The organism is Dactylosporangium sp. NPDC049742, from assembly GCF_040674675.1.
In the GTDB taxonomy this organism is placed as follows: domain Bacteria; phylum Actinomycetota; class Actinomycetes; order Mycobacteriales; family Micromonosporaceae; genus Dactylosporangium; species Dactylosporangium maewongense.
Window position 1 is genome coordinate 184,799 of record NZ_JBFANF010000003.1, and the last position, 22,495, is coordinate 207,293.

Consider the following 22,495-nt stretch of genomic DNA (forward strand, 5'->3'; position numbering starts at 1 on the left):
GCGCTGCTGGAACAGTCGCGCACCCCGGTGCGCGACCTCACCGACGTGGCCTGGTCCGCGCTGACCGATCGAGCGGAGAAGATGATGACCGCTGACCTACCCGATGCGCTACAGCGCACCCCCCGACGGTTGACGGTCGCCTCCGTCGCCGTACTGGCGTGCCTGGCAGTGCCGCTGCTGGGGTTCAGCGCGGTGCCGTCAGTCATCGTCCCCGTCGGGCTCGCCGGCGGCATGCTGTGCGCCAGAAGGGGCGGCGGATTCGGCTCGGCGGCCGTGGTCATCGGCGCCACGCTGGCGCCACGCTGGCGCTCTTCACCTCGCCCCACCTGGTCCAGTTGCTGGTCGGGCGGATCGATCGAACAGCGGAGGTCGCGAGCACGGCGGCGTTCGTTGCGGCCACAACCGGACTGGCGGCACTGGTGGTCGCCCTGGTGCGCCGCAACCGGCGCATGGCCGCGCTGACCGCCGCAGTGATCGGGGCCTTCGCGCTGCCCCAGCTCGCGACGACGATGCTGGTGCTGATAAATGGCGGCGGGCCGACGGGCAACCCATGGTTGGCGTACTGGGTCAGCATGCTGCCGTACCGCGGATGGAGCGAAGAAAGCGGATCAGCGTTTGTACCGGTCCTGTTCGATGTCCTGATCTGGTATCCGGTGCTCTACACCTTCTGCCTCTCGTTCCTCCTGACGTTCTGTTTCCGGGAAACGGTCACCCAGGGTACGCCCGCTCCCACCACCAGGACACAACGGACGGCAGCGTAGGAAGGCGACAGGCTGCAGCGACCAGCTTCCGTGAGGTCATGAGCTCCGCTGCCGACACGGAACATGTCTTCGCCGCTCCGCCTACTGAAGGTGCCACTAGGGTGGTCGTGGTGGGCTACGACTTCGGCGACTATGCGCTCGACGACTGGCAGATGGAATCCGTCCGGCTGGTCATGCTGGAGGCCGGTGCGATCGCCGGCGGCGGCCAGGAGCGGTTGTTCGGCAACGAGCGGTTCGCGCCGTCGCCCGAGTCGCTGCCGGTCGCGCACTTCAGCTCCCCGGGCGGCTGGCAGGTGACCCCGGACCAGTGCGCGTTCATCGCCGGCCGGCTGCGGGCCGCCCTCGACGCCGACCTGATCGGCGACATGGCCCTCTTCTACCCCGAGCAGCCGACGCAGCTGCGCGACTGGGTCGAGGAGTTCGCCGGCTTCAACGAGTCGGCCGCCACCACGGGCGGCTACCGGGTCCATTGACGTCCGCCCCGTCCGCAAAGGGCCGGCCCGCAGTGCGGGCCGACCCCTCCGGCGTCAGAAGCTGAGTGCGGCCGCCGCGCCGGTGAGGCCGGCCGACGGGCCGAGCTGCACGGCGGTCACGTCGGCGGAGCCGGGCAGGCGCACGCTGCGGCCGACCGTGCCGGTGGTGATGTCCAGCAGTTCGATGACGGCGTTGCGGTCCGTGGCGCGGCCGAGCACGGCGACGGTGGTCTCGTCGTACCAGCCGACGGGCGTCGAGCCGGCAGGCACGGTCGCGACGACCTTCCCGGACGTCGCGTCGTACACCGGCGACGCGTGGGGCTGCGCCGACATGATGGTCGAGGCGTCCGTCAGCACGTACCGGCGAGACGGCGAATAGCACGTGGCGCCCTCGACCGACCCGCCCGTGCCGTCGAGGCGCGCGCCGGGGGTGCCGTCGGGAGACAGGTACTGCAGCGGGCCTGGCTCGACCGTGTTGTCGGTCTGCGTGCCGCGCACGAGGACCAGGTAGCGGCGCGAGTCGGCGGCCCAGCCGACCGTCGCGCCGAAAAGGTCCAGCGGGACAGGGGTGTTCGTGACGTGCCGGTCGGCCACGTCGACGCGGTGGGCGGTGAAGTGCACCGTTGGGTCCTTCTCGATCGAGGTCCACAGCACCGCGGTGCCGTCCGGCGACCACGACGGGCCGTTGCCGGCGGGGACGTCGACCCATTCGACGGCATCGCGGCCGCGGTCCAGCAACGCGGCCCGGTCGGCGAGGCCCAGCCGGCCGTTGTCGTTCACCGCCGCGCGGGTCAGGTCGGGGGACAGGACCACGGTGAACGGCAGCTCGCGGTACTTGCCGAGGGCCGGGTCGAGGATGCTGGAGCGCTCCTCGCGGGTGTAGACGTGCGCCACCTGAGGGCCGCCGCCGGGCGCGGCGGGCGCGGGCGCGCCGGGGTCCATCGGCGTGCCCGACCCGCGCAGCAGCAGGGCGGGGACCGCCAGGGCGGCGGTGACCGCGACGGCGGCCGCGATCGCCACGGTGCGGGTGCGGCGGCGCCGGCGGGCGGTGTCGAGGACGGTGTCCGCCAGGCCCGGCGGCGGCACGAGGTCGGCGGGGAACGGAACGTCTCGCAGGTGCATCATGGCGCGGTCCTCACCATCGGGGTGGTCGCGAGGTCGGGGTATGCGGCCCGCAGCTTCGCCAGGGCCTTGGACGCCTGGCTGCGCACGGTGCCGAGGGAGATGTCGAGCAGCTGGGCGACCTCGGCCTCGGAGCGGTCCTCGTAGTACCGGAGCACCACGACCGCCCGTTGCCGCGCCGGCAGGGTGCGCAGCGCGTCGAAGACACCGTGCCGCACGACGGTGTCGGCGGCGTGGTCGTCGCCCGCGGCCCGGTCGGGTGCCGCCGGCACCAGCGTCTCGGGCCGCCGGGAGCGCAGCCGCCAGCGGTTGATCTGATGGCGGTACATCGCCGTGCGCACGTACGCCTCGGGATGCTCCCGCCGGCGGATCGCGGCCCACCGCCGGACGGTGCCCAGCAGGGCCGTCTGCAGCAGGTCCTGCGCGAGATGGGTGTCGCCGGTCAGCAGGTACGCCGTGCGCAGCAGCGCGGCCGACCGGGTGGCCACGAACTCGCGGAATTCCCGCTCGTCCTCCGGGCTCATCGAGGTTCCTCTCCGTCGTGGCAGTGCCTCACCCACTCAGACACCGCCGCGGGCGGATGCAATGCCTGACGACGCCAGGAAGGTCAGCGGGAGGCGGGGCGGAGGGCGGTCGCGGTGGCGGCGACGAAGAGCGACAGCACGACCGGGATCGCGAGCGCGCCCGGCAGGCCAGTGACGGTGCTGGCCGCGCCGATGAGCACCGGGCCGAGCAGGAAGCCGAGGTAGCCCAGGCCCACGACCCGGGCCAGGGCCCGGCCGGCGGCGTCGGGGTTGCGGTCACCCGCGGCCGAGTACACCTGCGGCGCGATGAGCGCCATCCCCGCTCCCAGGCAGGCGAACCCGGCGACGCCCGCGACCGGCTCGGCGATCAGCAGCGCCGTGCCGAGCCCGACCGCCGCGAGCAGCCCGCTGGCGCGGACCACGGTGACGGGGCCGAAGCGGGCGGTGAGCCGGTCGCCGACGAGGCGGGTGAGCGTCATCGCGACGGAGAACGCGGCGAAGGCGGCCGCGGCGAACCCGGCCGAGCTGCGCAGGTCGTCGCGGAGGTAGACGGCGCTCCAGTCGGCGGCGGCGCCCTCACCGACGAGCGCGCAGCAGACCAGGACCCCGAGGAAGAGCACGCCTCGGACCGGCCCGCGAGCCTCTTCCGGCGAAGTGCGGGACGAGGTCGAAGAACCGTCGGGCAGCGCCCACCACGCGGACCAGGCGGCGAGGGCCACCGTCACGCCCGCGACGGCGGTGAACGTCGTCCGCGGCCCGACGCCGGCGTGCGCGAAGAGCCCGCCGGTGCTCGCGCCGATGAAGCCGCCGATGCTGTACACGGCGTGGAACGAGGACATGATGGGTGCGCCCCAGGCCCGTTGCACGTCGATCGCGTTGGCGTTCATGGCGATGTTCAGCGTGCCGTGCACGGCTCCGAAGACGAACAGCGCGGCGGCGAGGGTCACCAGTCCCGGCGCGTACGCGGGGAGGATGAGCACCAGGCCCTCGGCGACCGCGACCGGCAGCATCACCCGCCGGCTGCCGAACCGGTCCACCAGCCGGCCCGTGGCCTGCATGCCGGTGATGGCCCCTGCGGCGAAGGCGAGCAGCGCCACGCTCAGCGCTCCGTCGTCCAGCCCCAGGTCCCGCTTGATCGCCGGGATGCGGACCGTCCACACGCCGAGCGTGACGCCGAAGAGCATGAACAGCAGGGCGGTCGCGACCCGCGCCCGGACGAGGAGGGAAGACACGGGGCCGCTCCAGCGGGGCGAGAAGGGAGGATCTTGCCGATTCTGCCGCACGGATCGTACCGGCGCCCGTCTAGGATTTCGGGGTGCTGTTCCGCGAAGCCGTCCACGACGACCTGCCCGCCATCGTCGCGCTGCTGGGCGACGACGTGCTGGGCAAGGACCGGGAGACGGCGGTGGTCGACGAGGTGTACGAGCGGGCGTTCGCGGCCGTGACCGAGGACCCGCGCAACGAGCTGGTCGTCGCCGACGACGGCGGCGAGATCGTGGCGGCGCTGCAGGTGACGTACATCCCGGGGCTGGGCAGGCACGGTGCGGAGCGGGCGCTCGTCGAGTCGGTCCGGGTCCGCGCCGACCGGCGGGGGCAGGGGCTCGGGGCGGAGCTCATGACGTGGGTCGTGACGCGGGCCGGCGAGCGTGGCTGTGCGCTGGTGCAGCTGACCACCGACAAGCGCCGCACCGACGCGCGCCGGTTCTACGAGCGGCTCGGCTTCGTCGCCAGCCACGAGGGCATGAAGCGGGATCTGTAACTGCCGTGCTGGCCGGCGCCGACGACGACCAGAACGACATCTCAGGGGTCCCGCCGGTCAGGCCTGGGTGATCCGGCCGGCGTCGACCTTGATGGCGATCTCCTTCAGTCCGGTGGTCGCCGGCCCGCTCATCCGGGCGCCGTCGGCGATCGCGAACGTCGAGTTGTGCGCGGGGCAGGTGGCGACGCCGTCCTTCGGCGCCGTGACCTTCACGCCCTTGTGGGGGCAGGCCGCGTTGTACGCCTTGAACGTGCCGGCGACCGGCTGGACGATCAGGACGTCGCCGACGACCTCCCCGCCGCCGACCGGGATCTCGGCGGTGCTCGCCAGGCTGGCCGCGGGCGCGGGCGCCGTGCCCTCGGCGGGAGGGGCGGACGTCGCCGGGGCGGCCGCCGCCCCGGACGAGGCAGGCTCGGAGCCGCAGGCCGCGAGCAGGGCCGTGGCACCCGCCCCGGCGAGCAGCGCCCGGCGGCCCGCACACCATCGCATCGACACAGTTGAGCTCCTTCCGTGGGTTACCGATCCCGCACGGTACGCATCAACGGCATTGACCGCAATAAATTGCATGGTTCTTTCATGCCCCGTTAAGGCACGACGCCGGCCCCCGCGTCATTGCGGGGGCCGGCGCCGGGATCAGCGGGGTCAGGCCAGGGTGAACCTCCACTGCTGGTTGGTGGCGCCGTGGCAGGTCCACTGGAGCAGGCGGGCGCCGTCATCGACGGAGTTGCCGTTGACGTCCATGCAGAGTCCACTTTGGACGTTCTTCACCGTGTACACGCCGGAGGTGCCGGTCGGGGTCACGATGAACTTCTGGTTGTTGCCGTTGTTGCAGGTGAACTGCTGCAGGAAGGCGCCCGCGGTGGTGGAGCCCCCGACCACGTCGAGACACTTGCCGCTGTGCACCGCCTTGAGGTAGACGGCGCCGCCACCGGCGTCGACCGCCTGCCACTTCTGGTTGTTGCCGCTGGTCGGGGCCCACTGGATGATCTGGGCCTCGTCGGCGGTGGAGACGCCGTTGACGTCGACGTTCTTGCCGCTGTGCTGGGCCGTCATCGTCCACGTCTTCCCGGCCACGCCGCCGGTGCCGGGCGTGCCCACGCCGGCCCCGCCGAAGGTGAACGAGTCGAGGTCGAAGCCGTTGTTCGCGCTGTTCTTGAACACCATGTACAGCGTGTGGGTGCCGGACAGCGCGGCGGTGTTGACCGTCGCGGTGTTCTGGTAGTTGTCCCACCCGGTGGTGTTCGGGATCGTCGTCGTCGCCAGCAGGGTGCCGGTCGGCGAGTCGGCGCGCAGCTCGATGGAGCCGCCGCCGGTCGGCGAGGAGACCCGGTAGGTGACGTTGGTGATGCCCTGCAGGCTCATCGGGTTGAACGAGATCCAGTCGTTGTTGGAAATGTCGCCGATGCGCTTCGTGCTCTCCGCGCCGGCCTGGTCGATGACCCGGATGCCGGACTGTGCGGTGAAGTACTCCGCCTGCTTGTGCTTCGGCTGCAGGATGGCCTGGCCGTAGCCGGTCAGCGGGGCCGCGCCGCCCGCGCCGCCGTTGTCGGTGTAGTGGGCGACGAGGGCGTAGAACAGGTTCGCGCCGTCGGGGTGCCCGCCGAGCAGGTCGGTGGAGATGGTCCCGGAGCAGCCCGGGTACTCCGTGGTCTCGTGCAGGTGGTCGTCGTGGCCGAGGGCCGGGTTGACGTACACCTTGGAGCAGTCGATCGCGGCGCCGCCGGGGTCGGTGACGGTCACCGTGTAGGCGACCTGGTCGCCGAAGTTGAGCATGCCGCCGTTCACCGGGGTGCTGACCGTGACGGTCGGCGCGGTGTTGCCGACGGTGATCTGCACGTTGGCGAAGCCGGTCTTGCCGGTGTTGTCGGTGACCTTCAGCTGCGCGGTGTAGTTGCCGTTGGCGGTGTACGTCTTGGCGGGGTTCGCCGCCGTCGACGTGGTGCCGTCACCGAACGTCCACAGGTAGCTGATCGTGTTGCCCGGGTCGGGGTCGATCGAGCCGCTGCTGGAGAACTGGACGTTCAGCGGGGCGTTGCCGTTGGTGGGCGTGGCGTTGGCCTTGGCGATCGGCGACCGTCCACCTTGGACGTAGTCGATGCGGTAGAGGCCGGAGTCGTTGTTGCCGCCGCCGAACGCCGAGCCCCACTCGAGGAGGTACAGCGAGCCGTCGGGACCGAACTCCATGTCCATCGGCTTGTTGAAGTTGCCGCCGGGCAGGAACGTGTTGGTCCGGGTGACGGCGGTGTTGCCGTCGAAGTGGACCTCCTTGACGTAGTTGCGGGACCACTCGTAGAAGAAGTTGACGCCGTCGTAGTACTGCGGGAACTTCGTCGAGGAGGGGTTGGCGGCGTTGTACCGGTAGACGGGACCGCCCATCGGCGCCGAGCCGCCCGAGCCGAGCTCGGGGAAGTTCGGCGACGCGCCGTAGCCGTACCACATGTTCGGCGCGACGACCGGCTTCAGGTTGACCAGGCCGGTGTTGTTGGGCGAGTTGTTGACCGGCGCGGCGCAGTTGAACTTCGCGCCGACGACGCCGGTGTCCGGGTTGTAGGGCGCGTAGGGCTGGTTGTCACCGTGGCAGAACGGCCAGCCGTAGTTGCCGGATGCCTTGATGACGTTGAGCTCCACGAGGCCCTCGGGCCCGCGGTTGGTGGTCGGCAGGCCCCGGTCCGGGCCGTAGTCGGCCAGGTAGACCCAGCCGTTGGCGGGGTCGATGGAGAAGCGGAACGGGTTGCGGAAGCCCATCGCGTAGACCTCGGCGCGGGTCTGCGCGGTGCCCTGCGGGTAGAGGTTCCCCGCCGGGATGGTGTAGCCGCCGGCCGCCGCGGGCCGGATGCGCAGCAGCTTGCCGCGCAGGTCGTTGGTGTTGCCCGCGGTCTTCGCGGCGTCCAGGTGCGACTTGCCGGCCCGCCAGTCGAGCGGGGCGTAGCCCTGCCAGTTGCTGTCGAGGTTCGGCGCGACGTCGTCGCCGGTGCCGATGTACAGGTTGCCGTCCGGCCCGAACGCGATGTACCCGCCGGTGTGGCCGGGCTCCGGCGAGGTGCGGTCGCGGGTCGCGGGGATGTCGATGATGGTGACCCCGCTGGACATGTTCAGCGTGTCGCCGGTCAGCGTGTACCGCGAGACCCGGTTGATGTCCGTGGTGCTGCTGGACGGCGAGTGGTACAGGTACACGTAGCCGTTGGTGGCGAAGGCCGGGTCGAGGGCCAGGCCGGTGAGGCCGTCCTCGCCGCCGGTGTAGACGCTCAGCGTGCCGGCCGTGACGGTGGTGTTGGTGCTCGGCTTGAAGACCTTCACCTGTCCGGCGCGCTGCACGTACAGGACGCGGCCGTCAGGCGCGACGGCGAGTGCCATCGGGTCGGCGGTGTTGTCGTCGAGGGTGCGCTTCTCGAAGTTGCCCCAGACGGTGCCGCCGCAGTCGCCCGCGAGGTTGCCCGCCGCCCACCGGATCCCGCCCAGGACGTGGTTGCGGAAGAACGTCTCGCTGTAGGACTCGATGGCGTGGCCCATGGCGGTGGTCCACACCCGGCCGCCGGATGTGTTGCGGCACCAGGAGATCGGGTGGTCGCTGCCCATCGCGCGGGGTCCGGGGTTGTACGTGCGCTCGTCGGCGGTCACGAGCACGTGGACGTCGCCGCGCGGGTTCTTGTCGAAGTTGTACCACTCCTCGCTGCGGTTCCACCGGTCCGGCAGGCCCGCCGTGGACGGGTGGAACTTGTCGGCGACGATGGCCTGGCCGGCCAGGACGCCGGGGGAGTGCTCGGGCATGTGCGCGCCCGCGTTGACCGTCTGGTCCCACCACGGGTACTCGGTGTCGATGCCCATGTCGGTGGCGTTGTGGATCGCGACGATCCCCTTGCCGCTGGCCAGGTAGCCCTCCACGGCCGAGCGCTGGGCCGCGGTCGTGAACGCCATGCCCGACGTCTGCAGCATGACGAGGACGTCGTAGGTGGCGAGGTTGGCCGGGGTGAAGACGGCCGAGTCCTCGCTGAACACCGCCTCGAAGTTGTTGGCGGCGGCCTGCTGCTGGATCATCTGGATGCCGGCCGGGATCGAGTCGTGCCGATACCCGACGGTCTTGGTGAACACCAGCGCGCGGAAGGCGGGTGCCGCCTGCGCGGGCTGGACGAGCGCCATCGACAGCAGCATGCCGACGATGGTGCCCAGGATCAACGTGCTTCTTCGCATGCCGTTTCCTCTCGGCGGGACAACGCGATGCGGGCCATGGGCGCACGACAGCACCACCCGTGGACAGGGTTGAGTGACGTGTGAGTGATCCGGTCGAGTCGACTGCCGTCCGCCGCGACGGACAGTGACATCGGCTGGATGGAGACGCGTCAGCTGCCGTGACGAAGAGTCACAACGATGGGTTCTTCTGTCATGGCTCGCGGCGCCAAGCGTGCTCTGGCGAACCTTTTGAAGTCAATACGGACAACAAACAGGCAGCTCATAACGCTTTTTTGCAGCTCAGTTCTGCGCCCTGAGAGCACGGTTTCGTAGCTGTTTCGTCTTGATCGGGTTACGTCATTGCCAGCCGACGCTCAGACCTTTAACGTGACGGACACGATCTTTTGTCTCATCCAGCAGAAGTGCTGCACCGGTGACCGGAAGATCTAGCAACTTGAAGTTTGCTGCTTACGTTGAGTGCTGCATCGGGCTGCGAACGTCGACGCGGTCGCGCCGGAGGTGACACGGCGTTAGGGGAAATCGCCGCGGCATCGCATTCGTTGCTCACGCTCCGAAGTGTTGTCCAAGGTCATTCATGGCAAGAGCTCCCGACACCCCATCCATAGGAGAACACGTGAGACGATCCACGTCCGTCGTCGCGGCGATGAGCGCTGCGTTGCTGATTCTGACCGGTTGTGCCACCGACGAGCCCACCACGACCGCCTCCGGCGCCGCGTCGTCGACCGCGGCCGCCGGGTCCGGCACTGGTGAGCAGTCGAAGTTCTTCGTGCAGGCCGATTACGACAACGAGCTGTCGTTGTTGCAGGCCACGGCGACCGGCCCGGCTGACAAGCCGTGGGAGCAGGTGCTCAACCCGAAGCTGGTCGACACCGCGAAGTACAAGAAGGCCGGCCCGTACAAGGTGTGTTTCTCCAATGCCGCGCTGAACAACCCGTGGCGGCAGGTCGGGTTCAAGGTGATGCAGGCCGAGGTCGAGAAGCAGAAGAGTCTCATCAAGGAGTTCGTGCACGTTGATGCGGAGGGTAAGGACAGCAAGCAGATCGCTGACATCAACGATCTGCTCGGTAAGGGCTGTGACGCGCTCATCGTCTCGCCCAACACGACCGCCACGCTGACGCCCGCTGTGGAGGCGGCCTGCGCGAAGGGTCTGCCGGTCATCGTGTTCGACCGTGGCGTGGACACCAAGTGCCCGGTCACGTTCATCAACCCGATCGGTGGTTACGGTTTCGGGCACGTCGGTGCGTCGTTCCTGTCGGAGAAGGTCAAGCCCGGCGGTAAGGTTCTCGCGCTGCGGATCCTGCCGGGCGTCGATGTCCTGGAGACCCGCTGGTCGGCGGCGAAGGTCCAGTTCGACAAGGCGAAGGTCAACGTCGTCGGTGTCGAGTTCACCGACGGCGACCCGGCGAAGACGAAGAAGATCGTCAACGACTACATCCAGCGGTACGGCACGATCGACGGCATCTGGATGGACGCCGGTGCCACCGCCGTCGCCGCGGTCGAGGCGTTCCAGGACGCGGGCAAGCCCGTCCCGCCGATCAACGGCGAGGACCAGCTCGACTTCCTGAAGCTGTGGAAGGACAAGAAGCTCACCGCGATCGCGCCCACCTACCCGACCTACCAGTGGCGCACCCCGATCATCGCCGCCCTGAAGATCCTCAACGGCGAGCAGGTGTCCAGCCCGTGGAAGCTGCCCCAGCCGACGATCACCCAGGACAACCTCGACAAGTACGTCGACGCCAACATGCCGCCACTGCACTACGCCATGTGCGGCTGCACCGACCTGCCCGGCTACCCCCAACGCTGGAAGTAAGGTCGGGTCGGGACGCCGATCAGACCTGCGTGAATCGCCACTGCTGGTTGGTGGTGCCCTGGCAGGTCCATTGGACCAGCCGTGTGCCGTCGGTCGCCGCGTTGCCGAAGACGTCGACGCACAGTCCACTCAGGACGTTCCTGATGACGTAGACACCCGCGGTCGCCGTCGGGGTCGGTGCCGGCGTTGCGACAGGTACCGGTGTGATGGTGAACCTCTGGTTGTCGTCGTTGTGGCACCGGTACTGCTGCAGGTACGCCCCTGTGGTGGTGGAGCGGGCGTCGACGTCCAGGCACTTGCCGGAGTGGACGGCTTTGAGAATGACGGTGCCACCGCCGGCGTCGATGACCTGCCACCGCTGGTTGTCGGCGCCGGTCCCGGGCCATTGGACGACCGGGGCTCCATCGGCGCCGGACTGCGCCTCGACGTCCATGAGCTTGCCGCTGTGCTCCGCGGTCAGCGTCCACGTCCGCCCGGTGACCGGCATGGTGCCCGAAGGGCTTGGTCCCGATGTCGAGGATGCGGTGGGCCCGCGTGTGACCGGTGCCGGTCCTTTGGTCGTGGATCCGGCGGTGGCCGGTGGTCGCGGCGGTGTGGGCGGTGCCACCGCGACGCGGGTGGGTGCGGGTTCCGCCGGTGGCGTGGACACCGCGATCGGCGTGATGACGACACCGGCCACGATGACCGTGCCCGCGACGAGGGAGACGATGGGATGTGCCGCTACGGCAGTCGCGAGCTTGCCGGTCAGCGAGAAGTTCACGGTGCCGGTCGCGGCGGCGCCGGAGGCGGCGTGCGCGAACGAGCTCGCCGCGCCCGTGGCGGCCGCCGGAAGCAGGCCTTTGGCCATGAGGGCGGCGATGAGCGTGGCCGGGACGGGGAGCACGGCGAGGGCCGTGATGATCTTGTCGATCCTGATCAGGTCTGCCGTGGTCGCGGTGCAGACGGCGCAGTCGCGGATGTGCCGGGCGATCCGTTTGCGCCAGACGGTCGACGGCTGCCCGTCCCATTCGGACACGACGGTGTCCAGGCGGGCGCAGCGAGGCTCGGCGGACAGAGCGCTGACGATCCCCCGGCACCGCTCCAGCTGCTCGCGCATCCGCTGCAGACGGACACCGGCGTGCGCGACGTTCACCCCCATGGCTTCGGCCACCTCGGCGCGGCTCATGAGTTCCGCCGTTTCCTGCCACCACAACGACAGCAGTGTCCGGTCGTCCGGATCCAGCCATCGGCTCGCCTCGGACAACCGGCGTCGCTGCTCGGCGAGCTGCATGTGCAGCACTGTCGTGCGCTCGATGTCCGCCGCGCTGTCCGCGACGCCGGCCGCCTCCTCGATCGCGGTGGTCCGCGCTGCCGCGGACTGCCAGCGGTCCCTGTGCCGGCCGATCTGATGCATCGCCACGGCGGCCAGCCACGGCCGGAAGCTCTCGGGACTGCGCAGGCCCGGCAGGTCTCGCAGCACCAGCAACAATGTCTCCTGCACGACATCGTCCACGTCGGCGGGGCTGCCCACGGCCCGGCCGACGATGTTGTACAGCAGAGGCAGGCACGCCGAGATCAACTCGTCACGCGCGTCCCTGCTGCCGGCCTGCGCGGCGATGACCAGCGGCGCAAAGTCGCCCCGGAAGGTCGGGGGCGGTACAGATGACGGCTTCCGCAGCCGGGGTGCCGGTCCGCCCTGGTTCACGGCGCGGCGAGTGAGACAGCTGTCGGCCTGCCGATGGAGCACCTACCAGCTCGCTGTCTGTGCATATCAGGTTCCCACAATCGCTGTCATGAATGCGCAGGTCGTGCATCGGCCCATCACAGTGGCGACGGAAGGCGATGGTGTCAAGATCCCACCGCAGAGCGGTCCATTGGGCGGATGGACATAACAATTTTTCCGGGAGCGATTCGGCGACGTCTCGAACGTTTCCTCCCGGCGGGACAACGGGATGCAGTCGCGGGCGCACGACACATCGACCCTGCGGCTGCGCAGGGTTGCGCGAAGCGTGAGATTCCGGTCGGATCGACTGTCGCCCGCCGCGACGGACAGTCACACTCATGGTTCCCGAGCATTGTCTGCGACGCCAAGCGTGGTAGAGCCATCTTCGGATGTCAATATATTGGCCCGTACCAGCAGGTCGCAAGCCATCTTGTGAGCCGACGGGGCGGGGAAGCGCTCTCTGCGCCCCTCCTCCGTTCGGCTGATCGAGATCAGTTGATCGGTGGAGGTGAGGCAACGGCTTTGTTTCGGTGACGTTGCGCCGTTGCGGCCGATCATCGAAACATTTACTCTGCTCTCCGCGACCTTTAGTCGAAATCAGCAAAAGTTACGGACTTCAAAGGCGAAAGTCCCCACGCTACGTGCTCCACCGATGCTCGACCGCAATCTCGGCCGCCTTCGATGGTTACGGTCAGTTAGGGGTTTGCGATGCCCGAAACACCTCCGGTGCCTGACGTGAACCCGCTCCTCCGCTTGAGCGGGATCGGCAAGGCCTTCCTCGGCGTGCGCGTGCTGTCCGATGTGGACATCGACGTCCGCGCCGGCGAAGTGCACGCCGTCGTCGGCGAGAACGGCGCCGGCAAGTCGACCCTCATGAAAATCATCTCCGGGGTGTACACGCCCGACGGCGGCGCGATCGAGCTCGACGGCCGCGCCGTGACCTTCCGCGGCCCGCGCGACGCGCAGGCCGCCGGCATCGGGATCATCCACCAGGAGTTCAACCTGCTGCCCGAGCGCACCGTCGCCGAGAACGTCTTCCTCGGCCACGAGCCGGTCCGCCGCGGCCTGGTCGACCGCAGGGCCATGCACGCGCGGACCGCGGAGCTGCTCGCCGCCGCCGGCGAGACGTCCTTCGACCCCGCCGTGAAGGTCGGCCGGCTCGGCGTCGCCCAGCAGCAGGTCGTCGAGATCGTCAAGGCGCTCGCCCTCGACGCGCGCCTGCTCATCATGGACGAGCCGACGGCCGCCCTCGCCGACCATGAGGTCGACCTGCTCTACGCCCTCGTCCGCCGGCTGCAGGAGCGCGGCATCGGGCTGCTGTACGTGTCGCACCGCCTCACCGAGGTCTTCGACCTGTCCGACCGGATCACCGTGCTCAAGGACGGCCGCCGGGTCACCACCCTCGCCACCCGCGACACGACCGGCGACCAGCTCGTCAAGCACATGGTCGGCCGGGACCTGGCCAGCTACTACCCGCCGCGGGCCGAGCCCGGCGACATCGGCGCGGTCCGCCTCGCCGTCCACAGTGGAGCGAACCACAAGCTGCGCGGCGTCGACGTCGAGCTGCGCGCGGGGGAGATCCTCGGCATCGGCGGGCTGCAGGGCTCCGGCCGGTCCGCGCTCGCCCGCGCGATCTTCGGCGCCGACCCGTTCACCGCCGGCACCGTCGAGCTCGACGGCACCCAGGTCCAGCTGCGCTCGCCCCGCACGGCGATCCGGGCCGGCATCGCGTACGTGACCGAGGACCGCAAGGGCGAAGGCATCGTCGCCGGCCAGTCGGTGCTCGACAACGCCCTGCTCGCCGGCCGTGCCGTCTTCCCCAGCTGGCGCGGCCGGACCGACCGCACCGTCAAGGTGCGCGACCTGCTCGCCGCCGTCGAGGTCCACGCCGCCGGCGAGGATCAGGAGATCCGCTTCCTGTCCGGCGGCAACCAGCAGAAGGTCGTCCTCGCCCGCTGGCTCGCGCTCGGGCCGAAGATCCTGCTCTTCGACGAGCCGACCCGGGGCATCGACGTCGGCGCCAAGTCCGCCATCCACGACCTCGTCCGCAAGCTCGCCCGCGAGGGCGCCGCCGTGCTGATGATCTCCTCCGAGCTGCCCGAGCTGCTCGGCATGAGCGACCGGATCGTCGTCATGCGCGACGGGGCCATCGCCGGGGAGCTGCCCGCCGGCGCCAGTGAAGAGGACGTCGTCGGGCTCGCCACCGGCGCGTTGACCGTTGAAGAGGTGACCGCGTGACCGTAGCTCCGCCGGTACCGGCGAAAGCCCCCACGATCAGACTCAAGATGTCGGCCGCCGGGCCCGCCCGCGGGGTCTACATCGCCCTCGCGCTGACGCTCGTGATCGGCTGGATCGTCGTCGCGATCGACGGCGGGTCGCTGTTCAACCAGTCCACAGTGGTCAGTCTGCTGCACGTCGCGACCGGCCTCGGGCTCGTCGCCGTCGGCCAGACCATCGTGATCCTGGCCGGCTCGCTCGACCTGTCCGTCGCGTACGTGATCAGCATCAGCACGCTCGTCGCGGCCGAGACGATGGCGGGAAGCGACGGCAACATCCTGCCGGCGCTCGGCCTCGTGCTGCTCGTCGCCGCCGCCATCGGGCTGCTCAACGGGCTGCTGGTGACGAAGCTGCGGATCAACGCGTTCATCGCCACCGTCGGCGTCGGGCTGCTGATCAAGGGGTACCTCGACAACGGCTACGACGGCCCGGCGGGCAAGACCGCGCCCGCGTTCGTGCAGAGCCTCGGCTACCAGCGGATCGGGCCCGTGCCGGTCGCGTTCCTGCTGCTGCTCGCCGTCGCCGCCGCGGCCTGGTTCGCGGTGCGCAACACCCGCTTCGGCCACCACCTCATCGCGGTCGGCGGCGACCCCGACGTGGCCCGGCTCTCCGGCGTCCGCAACGACCGCATCCTCATCGTCGCCCACGTGCTGTGCGCGCTGTGCTCCGGCCTCGCCGGGATCTACCTCGCCAGCCGGCTCGGCTCCGGCGCGCCCCGCGTCGGCGTCGAGGGCCTCTACGACCTGGAGTCGATCGCCGCCGTCGTGCTCGGCGGCACCGCCCTCGCCGGCGGCCGCGGCGGCGTCCTCGGCACCGTCGGCGGCGTGCTGCTGCTGGCCAGCATCGACAGCATCTTCAACCAGCTCGAGGTCGACGCGTTCTTCAAGCAGGTCATCCGCGGCGTGATCATCATCGCGGCGGTGGCCGTCTACGCCCGGCGGATGCACCGCCGCCGCACGACGTCCCGGAAGGCGGCAGCATGACGGCCACCGTTGTCGAGACCAGCCCGCGTCGGTGGGCCAATCTCACCAAGCCCGGTGGGATCGCGCCGATCGTCGGGATCCTCGCGATCCTGCTGGTGCTGGTCGCCATCCGGCAGCCCGACTTCTTCGCCCCGGCGTCGCTGCTGTCGTTCGTCGGCCGGTCCGCGCCCATCATCCTGCTCGCCGCCGGGCAGTACTTCGTCATCGTCTCCGGCGAGTTCGACCTCTCCGTCGGCTCGCTCGTCACCGCCCAGGTCGTCGTCGCGGCCCGGCTCATCGACAGCGACCCGTCCCGGACGTGGCCGGTGGTGCTCGTCGTGCTCGCCTTCGGCGTCGTGGTCGGGCTCGTCAACGGCCTCGTCACCACGCTGCTGAAGGTCCCGTCGTTCATCACGACCCTCGGCATGTATCTGATCCTCGTCGGCGCCGTCTACCTGTGGTCCGACGGCGCCCCCAAGGGCGGCCTGTCCGAGGAGTTCCGCCGCTTCGGCCGGCGCGCGTTCGAGGACGTGCCGCTGCTCGGCCGGGTGCCCTACGCGCTGCTCATCCTCCTCGGCGTGGCCGCCGTCGCGGTCGCCGTCACCCGCTCCGACTTCGGCCGCACGCTCGTCGCCGTCGGCGGCAACCCGCGCACCGCCGAGCTCACCGGCGTCCGCGTGTGGCGCACCAAGACCATCGCGTTCGTGCTCAGCGGCGTCTTCGCCACCGTCGCCGCGATCCTGCTCGGCGGCTACAGCGGCGTGTCGTTCCAGGCCGGCGCCGGCCTCGAGTTCGGCGCGATCACCGCCGTCGTGCTCGGCGGGGTCGTCCTCGGCGGCGGCCGCGGGGCGGTGGCGGGCGCCATGCTCGGCGCGCTGACCCTCGAGACGCTGTTCGCCCTCCTCAACTTCTACGGCGTCTCCGGCGCCCTCAGGTCAACCGTCCAGGGCCTGATCATCCTCATCGCCGTCGCAGTCGGATCACTGCGCCGCCGCTGAGGCACGCACTCCACACCCCATCCATAGGAGAACACGTGAGACGATCCACGTCCGTCGTCGCGGCGATGAGCGCTGCGTTGCTGATTCTGACCGGTTGTGCCACCGACGAGCCCACCACGACCGCCTCCGGCGCCGCGTCGTCGACCGCGGCCGCCGGGTCCGGCACTGGTGAGCAGTCGAAGTTCTTCGTGCAGGCCGATTACGACAACGAGCTGTCGTTGTTGCAGGCCACGGCGACCGGCCCGGCTGACAAGCCGTGGGAGCAGGTGCTCAACCCGAAGCTGGTCGACACCGCGAAGTACAAGAAGGCCGGCCCGTACAAGGTGTGTTTCTCCAATGCCGCGCTGAACAACCCGTGGCGGCAGGTCGGGTTCAAGGTGATGCAGGCCGAGGTCGAGAAGCAGAAGAGTCTCATCAAGGAGTTCGTGCACGTTGATGCGGAGGGTAAGGACAGCAAGCAGATCGCTGACATCAACGATCTGCTCGGTAAGGGCTGTGACGCGCTCATCGTCTCGCCCAACACGACCGCCACGCTGACGCCCGCTGTGGAGGCGGCCTGCGCGAAGGGTCTGCCGGTCATCGTGTTCGACCGTGGCGTGGACACCAAGTGCCCGGTCACGTTCATCAACCCGATCGGTGGTTACGGTTTCGGGCACGTCGGTGCGTCGTTCCTGTCGGAGAAGGTCAAGCCCGGCGGTAAGGTTCTCGCGCTGCGGATCCTGCCGGGCGTCGATGTCCTGGAGACCCGCTGGTCGGCGGCGAAGGTCCAGTTCGACAAGGCGAAGGTCAACGTCGTCGGTGTCGAGTTCACCGACGGCGACCCGGCGAAGACGAAGAAGATCGTCAACGACTACATCCAGCGGTACGGCACGATCGACGGCATCTGGATGGACGCCGGTGCCACCGCCGTCGCCGCGGTCGAGGCGTTCCAGGACGCGGGCAAGCCCGTCCCGCCGATCAACGGCGAGGACCAGCTCGACTTCCTGAAGCTGTGGAAGGACAAGAAGCTCACCGCGATCGCGCCCACCTACCCGACCTACCAGTGGCGCACCCCGATCATCGCCGCCCTGAAGATCCTCAACGGCGAGCAGGTGTCCAGCCCGTGGAAGCTGCCCCAGCCGACGATCACCCAGGACAACCTCGACAAGTACGTCGACGCCAACATGCCGCCACTGCACTACGCCATGTGCGGCTGCACCGACCTGCCCGGCTACCCCCAACGCTGGAAGTAGAAGGAGCCGCTCGTGCGCGCCATCGGTGCCAACCCCTGGATCTGGTCCTCACCCGTCGACGACGCCGCCCTCGCGGTGCTCGTGCCACGCCTCGCCGAATGGGGCTTCGACGCGGTCGAACTGCCGATCGAGCAGGTCGGTGACTGGGACCCGGCGCGCACGAGCGACCTTCTCGCCGCGCACGGCCTGCACGCCGCCGGGGTCTGCGCGGTCACGCCGCCGGGCCGCGACCTGGTCTGCACCGACGACGCCACCGTCGCGTCGACCCGGGCCTACCTGCGGGCCTGCGTCGACGCGGCGGCGGCCGTCGGCGCGCCCTGCGTCGGCGGGCCCGTCTACGCCGCCGTCGGCCGCACCTGGCGGATGACCCCGCCGGAGCGGCAGGCCTGCTACCGGGACTTCCGGGAAGGGCTCGCGCCCGTCGCCGACCACGCCGGGGAGCTCGGCGTCACCATCGGCGTCGAGGCCCTGAACCGCTACGAGACGAGCGTCGTCAACACGATGGAGCAGACCGTCGAGCTGATCGAAGGCCTGCCGGCCAACGTGGGGATCATGCTCGACACGTACCACATGAACATCGAAGAACGTGACCCTTATGCGGCCGTGGCGGTCGCCGGCCCGCACATCAAGCACGTCCAGGTCAGCGGCACCGACCGGGGCGCACCGGGCCGCGACCACCTCGACTGGCCGCGCTTCCTGGCGGCGCTGGACAAGGCCGGCTACAACGGCGCGCTGTGCATCGAGTCGTTCACCGCGCAGAACGCGACGATCGCGACCGCCGCGTCGATCTGGCGCCCCCTCGCCGAGACCCAGGACCGGCTGGCGCTCGACGGCCTCGCCTACCTGCGGAGCGTTATGTTCGAGGAATGAAGATCGGGGAGCTGTCGCGGCGGACCGGGGTGAGCGTCCGAGCGCTGCGGCACTACGAGGACGAAGGCCTGCTGCGGCCCGACCGCCGCAGCAACGGCTACCGCGACTTCGCCGAGGACGCCGTCGACGCCGTGCTGCAGATCAAGGCGCTCATCGACAGCGGCCTGCCGGTGCGGATCATCCGCGAGGTGCTGCCGTACCTCGACGGGCCGTCGGAGACCATGCCCGTCCGGCCGTGCGCGTACCTCCTCGAGGAGGTCGCCCGGCAGGCCGACCTGCTCGAACGCCGGATCCACAGCCTGACCCGCAACCACGACGCGCTCGTCGCATACCTGCGGGCGGGCTTGACCCTCACGCAACCGTGAGGGTTCTACGGTCGCGCCATGCGAGCGCTTCTCCAGACCTCCCTGCACGGCCCCGCCGGCCTCCGGCTCGTCACCGACGCTCCCGTGCCCGTCCCGGGCGCCGGTGAGGTCCTGATCCGCGTCGGCGCTGCGGGCGTCAACTACGCCGACGTCATGCGGTCCCACGGCACCTACGAGGGCGGCCCGGCGGCACCGTTCGTCGCCGGGCTCGAGGCGGCGGGTGAGGTCGTCGCGGCCGGACCGCACGTCACCGCCGTCCATGTCGGCGATCGTGTCGCCGGTACGGGCGCCGGCGCCTTCGCCGAGTACATGCTGCTGAACGCGGCCGCGCTGACGCCCGTGCCGGCCGGCTGGACCGACGAACAGGCCCTCGGGCTCGTGCTCAACTGGGCCACCGCCCTCGCCGCGCTCCGCCCCCTCGGCCGCGTCACCGCCGGCGAGACCGTGCTGATCACGGCCGCCGCGGGCGCCGTCGGCCAGGCCGCGACGCGCCTCGCCGTCCACTACGGCGCGACGGTCATCGCCACCGCCTCCGCCGGCAAGCACGACCTGGTGCGAGAGCTGGGCGCGGCGCACGTCCTCGACGCCCGGACCGCCGACGTCGCCGCCGGCACGCTGCGGCTCACCGCGGGCCGCGGCGCCGACCTGGTGCTGGAGTCGGCCGGCGGCGCGTCGTTCCGCGCCGCCCTCGCCGCGGCCCGCCGGGTCACCGGCCGGGTCGTCGTCTACGGCGTGGCCGGCGGCGACGCCACGGTCAGCAACCGCGAGCTGAACTTCACCCACCCCGTCCACGTCATCGGCCTGCACCTCGGCGTCCTCATCGAGACCGCACCCGACCTGTACGCGGCGCTGCTCACCGAGCTCACCGCACTCCGCGAGGCCGGCGTCCTGACCCCCGGAACCCCGGCCGTACACCCGTTGGCCGACGGGCCGGAGGTCCTCGCCGCACTGCAGGCTCGGGCCACGACCGGCAAGCTCGCCCTGCGCCCCTGAGAGGCCCCTGACGGCTACCCGGGCAGGTGGTCGACGACGAGCCTGGCGAGCTTCTCCGTGTCGGACCGGCTCCGGCCGGCCTTCGGCGCGTCCTTCACGCCGGTGGAGATAACGAGCAGGGCGTCGCCGGCAGCCAGGACGAGGACCTGGCCGTTGGGGGTGTCCCAGTACGCGTCGCTGCCGACGCCCGCGACGGTGACGGCGTCGGCGGTGCGCTGCCGGGTGAACTGCGAGCGGTTGTCGGCGGCGCCGGCCGGCGTGAGGGCGCGGCGGTAACCGACGTTGGCGTAGCGCTGGTCGTCGGCGGTCCAGTACACGCACGAGGTGAACTTCGTGTCGGTCTTGCCGGGCTCGTTGTCGGTGAACTTCGGCGCGGGCTTGAGCTCGGCGCCGAGCACGGCCTTCGCGTCGGCCGCCTGATAGAACTCGCAGCCGGCGACCGGTGACGCCGCCGCTGGCGTCGCGCTGGAGGTGGCGGCCGCAGTCGTCCGCGGTGCGGCCGGTGCGGGGGTGGCGGTGCCTGAGCAGGCGGCGAGCGCGGTCACGGTGAGCAGGAGCGCGGGTGCGACGGATCGCATGGCGATGTCCCTTCAGTTCGCTGCGGCACGGACGGATGCGGTGGCGTCGGTGGACACGGTCTGCCAGGGGGTGCCGAACACCGACTGGGCGGCGGTGTCGACGGTGCGGCGCTTGCGGACGACCTCCGTGAAGAAGGCCAGCATCTTCGCCTCGCCGTAACGCTGGGCGAGGTACGTGACGGCGAGCAGGGCGATGCCGTAGCGGGCCGCGGTCTCGTCGAACGTGGCGTCCGCCGGCGGGCGGGTGAGGATCAGCGAGCCGTCCCACTTGCCGGCCGCCAGGTACCGGCGGACCGACGGCAGGTCGTTGCGCAGCTCGCCACCCTCGCCGTTGGCGATGTACGCGGCGACGCCCTCGGTCAGCCACCACGCGGGGCCGGGCGGGGCGATCCCGCCGAGGGTCACGACATGGGCGAATTCGTGGGTGATCAGGGTGGGCAGCCACGAGTCGGTCATCGTCTTGTGGTCGACGACGACGTCGGCCGCGCCGGGCTGCAGCGGGATCGTGTAGGCACCGGCGTTGGCGGCGCCGCCCGCATACCAGTCCTTCCACTGCTCCTCGCCCGCGACGTAGACGAAGTACCGCTGCGGCGGGCCGCCGAACGAGGCGGCGAAGCGGTCGTCGGTGACGGTGGCCGCCTCCGCCGCGCGCAGCACCTGCTCCAGCACCACCGGGTCACCCGCGGCGTCGCCGGCCGGGCCGGCGACGGTGACCCGGCTGCCCTCCTTGACTGCGAGGGTGGTCGCGTCCCAGGGGCGGTGGGTCTGCTCGTATCCGGAGAGCCGCAGCCGGCCGTGCGCCACCGACCACGTCGTGGCGACGCGCAGCCGGACGGGCGTGCAGTCGTCGTCGGCGAAGCAGTAGCCGACGTCGACCGGCACCCGCCACGTGTCGTCGGTGCGGGACGGCAGGTCGGCGGTCTCCATCGTCCAGCGCCGCACGCGCAGCGCCGTGAGCGAGTCGAACCGCTGCCCGGCCTGCTCCCGCAGCGCCGCGTCGTCGGCGGCGATCGCCCGCAGGTAGCCGTCGCGGTCGCCGCGCAGCAGCGCCGCCGACTGCTGGGCCAGGACCTCCTGGATCGCGAACAGCGGGTTCTCGTCGGGTCGGACGACCGGCCCGGTGAGGGCGATTCCGGCACCGTACGCCGTGGGCGCCGGCGGCACCAGTAACGTGAGAAGCACGGCGAACGCGGTCACGGCGGCGACGGACAGGACGAGCAGCGCGCCGTGGCGCGGGTCGGCCTGCCGTATCCGTCGCGTCCACTGGGATCGGGTCACGTCCGGACCGTAGCCGCGCGGCTCCCGCCCGCCGGCCCGCCGCCGCGGGTGTGGCATCTTTCCGGGAGCCGCCGGTTGCGCCCGCCCCGCGCGGCGAACAGGATGAGCGCGGATCTTCAATGAGGGGATGGTCGGCATGAACGTCGGGGACGTCGTCGAGGACTTCGAGCTCGCGGACGAGCAGGGGGTGACCCGGTCGCTCACCGGCCTGCTCGCGGACGGGCCGGTGGTGCTGTTCTTCTACCCGGCGGCGCTGACCGCCGGCTGCACCGCCGAGGCGTGCCACTTCCGCGACGTGTACACCGAGCTCAAGGCCGTCGGCGGGCACCCGGTCGGGATCAGCGGCGACGAGGTCGAGCGGCAGGCGGAGTTCGCGAAGAAGCACAGCCTCGGCTATCCGCTGCTGTCGGACCGCGACGGCGTCGTGCGGGCCCTGTTCGGCGTCGGGCGCGGCCCCCTCGGCCTCACCGCGACGAAGCGCATCACCTTCGTCATCGACACCGACCGCACGATCCTCGAGGTCATCAAGAGCGAGATCCGGATGGACGTGCACGCCGACAAGGCCGTCGCCGCGCTCCGCAAGCGGCAGGCCGCGTAAGGGCG

20 protein-coding genes are annotated in these 22,495 nt (G+C 70.5%); 12 read left to right on the forward strand and 8 right to left on the reverse strand.

The window, feature by feature from the left end:
• Positions 1–236: 236 nt before the first annotated feature.
• Both AB0J72_RS06185 and AB0J72_RS06190 read left to right on the forward strand, forming a co-directional pair.
• Entirely contained in the window at positions 237–761 is a 525-nt protein-coding gene (locus tag AB0J72_RS06185; protein ID WP_363394947.1) for a hypothetical protein, read from the forward strand.
• Between the two features lie 101 nt (positions 762–862).
• Positions 863–1,234 carry a hypothetical protein gene (locus tag AB0J72_RS06190; RefSeq protein ID WP_363394949.1) on the forward strand — a complete coding sequence of 124 codons (372 nt, stop codon included), beginning with the start codon at positions 863–865 and terminating at the stop codon, positions 1,232–1,234.
• A 54-nt stretch (positions 1,235–1,288) separates the two neighbouring features.
• Here AB0J72_RS06190 and AB0J72_RS06195 read toward each other — a convergent pair whose 3' ends face one another.
• The 3 genes from AB0J72_RS06195 to AB0J72_RS06205 form a co-directional block, all read right to left on the reverse strand.
• Entirely contained in the window at positions 1,289–2,359 is a 1,071-nt protein-coding gene (locus AB0J72_RS06195; RefSeq protein WP_363394951.1) for a hypothetical protein, read from the reverse strand.
• Positions 2,356–2,880, reverse strand: coding sequence for a SigE family RNA polymerase sigma factor (locus AB0J72_RS06200; RefSeq protein ID WP_363394953.1), 525 nt, complete (start codon positions 2,878–2,880; stop codon positions 2,356–2,358). The genes AB0J72_RS06195 and AB0J72_RS06200 overlap by 4 nt, the downstream gene beginning before the upstream one ends.
• Positions 2,881–2,963: 83 nt before the next feature.
• Positions 2,964–4,112, reverse strand: coding sequence for an MFS transporter (locus AB0J72_RS06205; RefSeq protein ID WP_363394955.1), 1,149 nt, complete (start codon positions 4,110–4,112; stop codon positions 2,964–2,966).
• A gap of 83 nt (positions 4,113–4,195) precedes the next feature.
• Between AB0J72_RS06205 and AB0J72_RS06210 the strand changes: the two genes are divergently transcribed.
• Positions 4,196–4,639 carry a GNAT family N-acetyltransferase gene (locus tag AB0J72_RS06210; RefSeq protein ID WP_363394957.1) on the forward strand — a complete coding sequence of 148 codons (444 nt, stop codon included), beginning with the start codon at positions 4,196–4,198 and terminating at the stop codon, positions 4,637–4,639.
• A 57-nt stretch (positions 4,640–4,696) separates the two neighbouring features.
• Here AB0J72_RS06210 and AB0J72_RS06215 read toward each other — a convergent pair whose 3' ends face one another.
• Together AB0J72_RS06215 and AB0J72_RS06220 are read right to left on the reverse strand one after the other, a co-directional pair.
• Positions 4,697–5,128 (reverse strand): Rieske (2Fe-2S) protein, encoded by a 432-nt coding sequence (locus AB0J72_RS06215; protein WP_363395322.1) that lies wholly within the window; start codon positions 5,126–5,128, stop codon positions 4,697–4,699.
• Between the two features lie 153 nt (positions 5,129–5,281).
• Positions 5,282–8,827 carry a ThuA domain-containing protein gene (locus tag AB0J72_RS06220; RefSeq protein WP_363394959.1) on the reverse strand — a complete coding sequence of 1,182 codons (3,546 nt, stop codon included), beginning with the start codon at positions 8,825–8,827 and terminating at the stop codon, positions 5,282–5,284.
• Between the two features lie 613 nt (positions 8,828–9,440).
• On the opposite strand from AB0J72_RS06220, the gene AB0J72_RS06225 reads away from it, so the two are divergent.
• Entirely contained in the window at positions 9,441–10,637 is a 1,197-nt protein-coding gene (locus AB0J72_RS06225; protein WP_363394962.1) for an ABC transporter substrate-binding protein, read from the forward strand.
• Between the two features lie 19 nt (positions 10,638–10,656).
• Here the strand turns inward: AB0J72_RS06225 and AB0J72_RS06230 are convergent, their stop codons facing one another.
• The gene (locus AB0J72_RS06230) at positions 10,657–12,321 is read right to left on the reverse strand and encodes a sigma-70 family RNA polymerase sigma factor (RefSeq protein WP_363394965.1); all 1,665 of its coding nucleotides are present in this window, start codon (positions 12,319–12,321) and stop codon (positions 10,657–10,659) included.
• Between the two features lie 753 nt (positions 12,322–13,074).
• Between AB0J72_RS06230 and AB0J72_RS06235 the strand changes: the two genes are divergently transcribed.
• Genes AB0J72_RS06235 through AB0J72_RS06265 form a run of 7 tightly spaced genes read left to right on the forward strand, consistent with a single transcriptional unit; the run spans position 13,075 to position 20,036 of the window.
• Complete coding sequence (locus tag AB0J72_RS06235) at positions 13,075–14,577, forward strand: sugar ABC transporter ATP-binding protein (RefSeq protein ID WP_363394969.1); 1,503 nt, start codon at positions 13,075–13,077, stop codon at positions 14,575–14,577.
• Positions 14,574–15,599 (forward strand): ABC transporter permease, encoded by a 1,026-nt coding sequence (locus tag AB0J72_RS06240; RefSeq protein ID WP_363394972.1) that lies wholly within the window; start codon positions 14,574–14,576, stop codon positions 15,597–15,599. The genes AB0J72_RS06235 and AB0J72_RS06240 overlap by 4 nt, the downstream gene beginning before the upstream one ends.
• Entirely contained in the window at positions 15,596–16,576 is a 981-nt protein-coding gene (locus tag AB0J72_RS06245) for an ABC transporter permease (RefSeq protein WP_363394975.1), read from the forward strand. The genes AB0J72_RS06240 and AB0J72_RS06245 overlap by 4 nt, the downstream gene beginning before the upstream one ends.
• 35 nt (positions 16,577–16,611) lie before the next feature.
• The gene (locus AB0J72_RS06250; RefSeq protein ID WP_363394962.1) at positions 16,612–17,808 is read left to right on the forward strand and encodes an ABC transporter substrate-binding protein; all 1,197 of its coding nucleotides are present in this window, start codon (positions 16,612–16,614) and stop codon (positions 17,806–17,808) included.
• A 12-nt stretch (positions 17,809–17,820) separates the two neighbouring features.
• Complete coding sequence (locus AB0J72_RS06255) at positions 17,821–18,678, forward strand: sugar phosphate isomerase/epimerase family protein (RefSeq protein WP_363394978.1); 858 nt, start codon at positions 17,821–17,823, stop codon at positions 18,676–18,678.
• A complete protein-coding gene (locus AB0J72_RS06260) occupies positions 18,675–19,043 on the forward strand; it encodes a MerR family transcriptional regulator (RefSeq protein WP_363394981.1) in 369 nt (122 codons plus the stop codon). The genes AB0J72_RS06255 and AB0J72_RS06260 overlap by 4 nt, the downstream gene beginning before the upstream one ends.
• A gap of 18 nt (positions 19,044–19,061) precedes the next feature.
• Positions 19,062–20,036: a zinc-binding dehydrogenase gene (locus AB0J72_RS06265; protein ID WP_363394984.1), complete on the forward strand. Its 975-nt coding sequence runs from the start codon at positions 19,062–19,064 to the stop codon at positions 20,034–20,036.
• A gap of 14 nt (positions 20,037–20,050) precedes the next feature.
• Here the strand turns inward: AB0J72_RS06265 and AB0J72_RS06270 are convergent, their stop codons facing one another.
• Entirely contained in the window at positions 20,051–20,614 is a 564-nt protein-coding gene (locus AB0J72_RS06270; RefSeq protein WP_363394987.1) for a hypothetical protein, read from the reverse strand.
• Positions 20,615–20,626: 12 nt separating this feature from the next.
• Positions 20,627–21,892, reverse strand: coding sequence for a hypothetical protein (locus tag AB0J72_RS06275; RefSeq protein WP_363394990.1), 1,266 nt, complete (start codon positions 21,890–21,892; stop codon positions 20,627–20,629).
• Positions 21,893–22,028: 136 nt separating this feature from the next.
• Between AB0J72_RS06275 and AB0J72_RS06280 the strand changes: the two genes are divergently transcribed.
• Positions 22,029–22,490 (forward strand): peroxiredoxin, encoded by a 462-nt coding sequence (locus AB0J72_RS06280; protein ID WP_344509434.1) that lies wholly within the window; start codon positions 22,029–22,031, stop codon positions 22,488–22,490.
• The last annotated feature ends 5 nt before the right edge of the window (positions 22,491–22,495 follow it).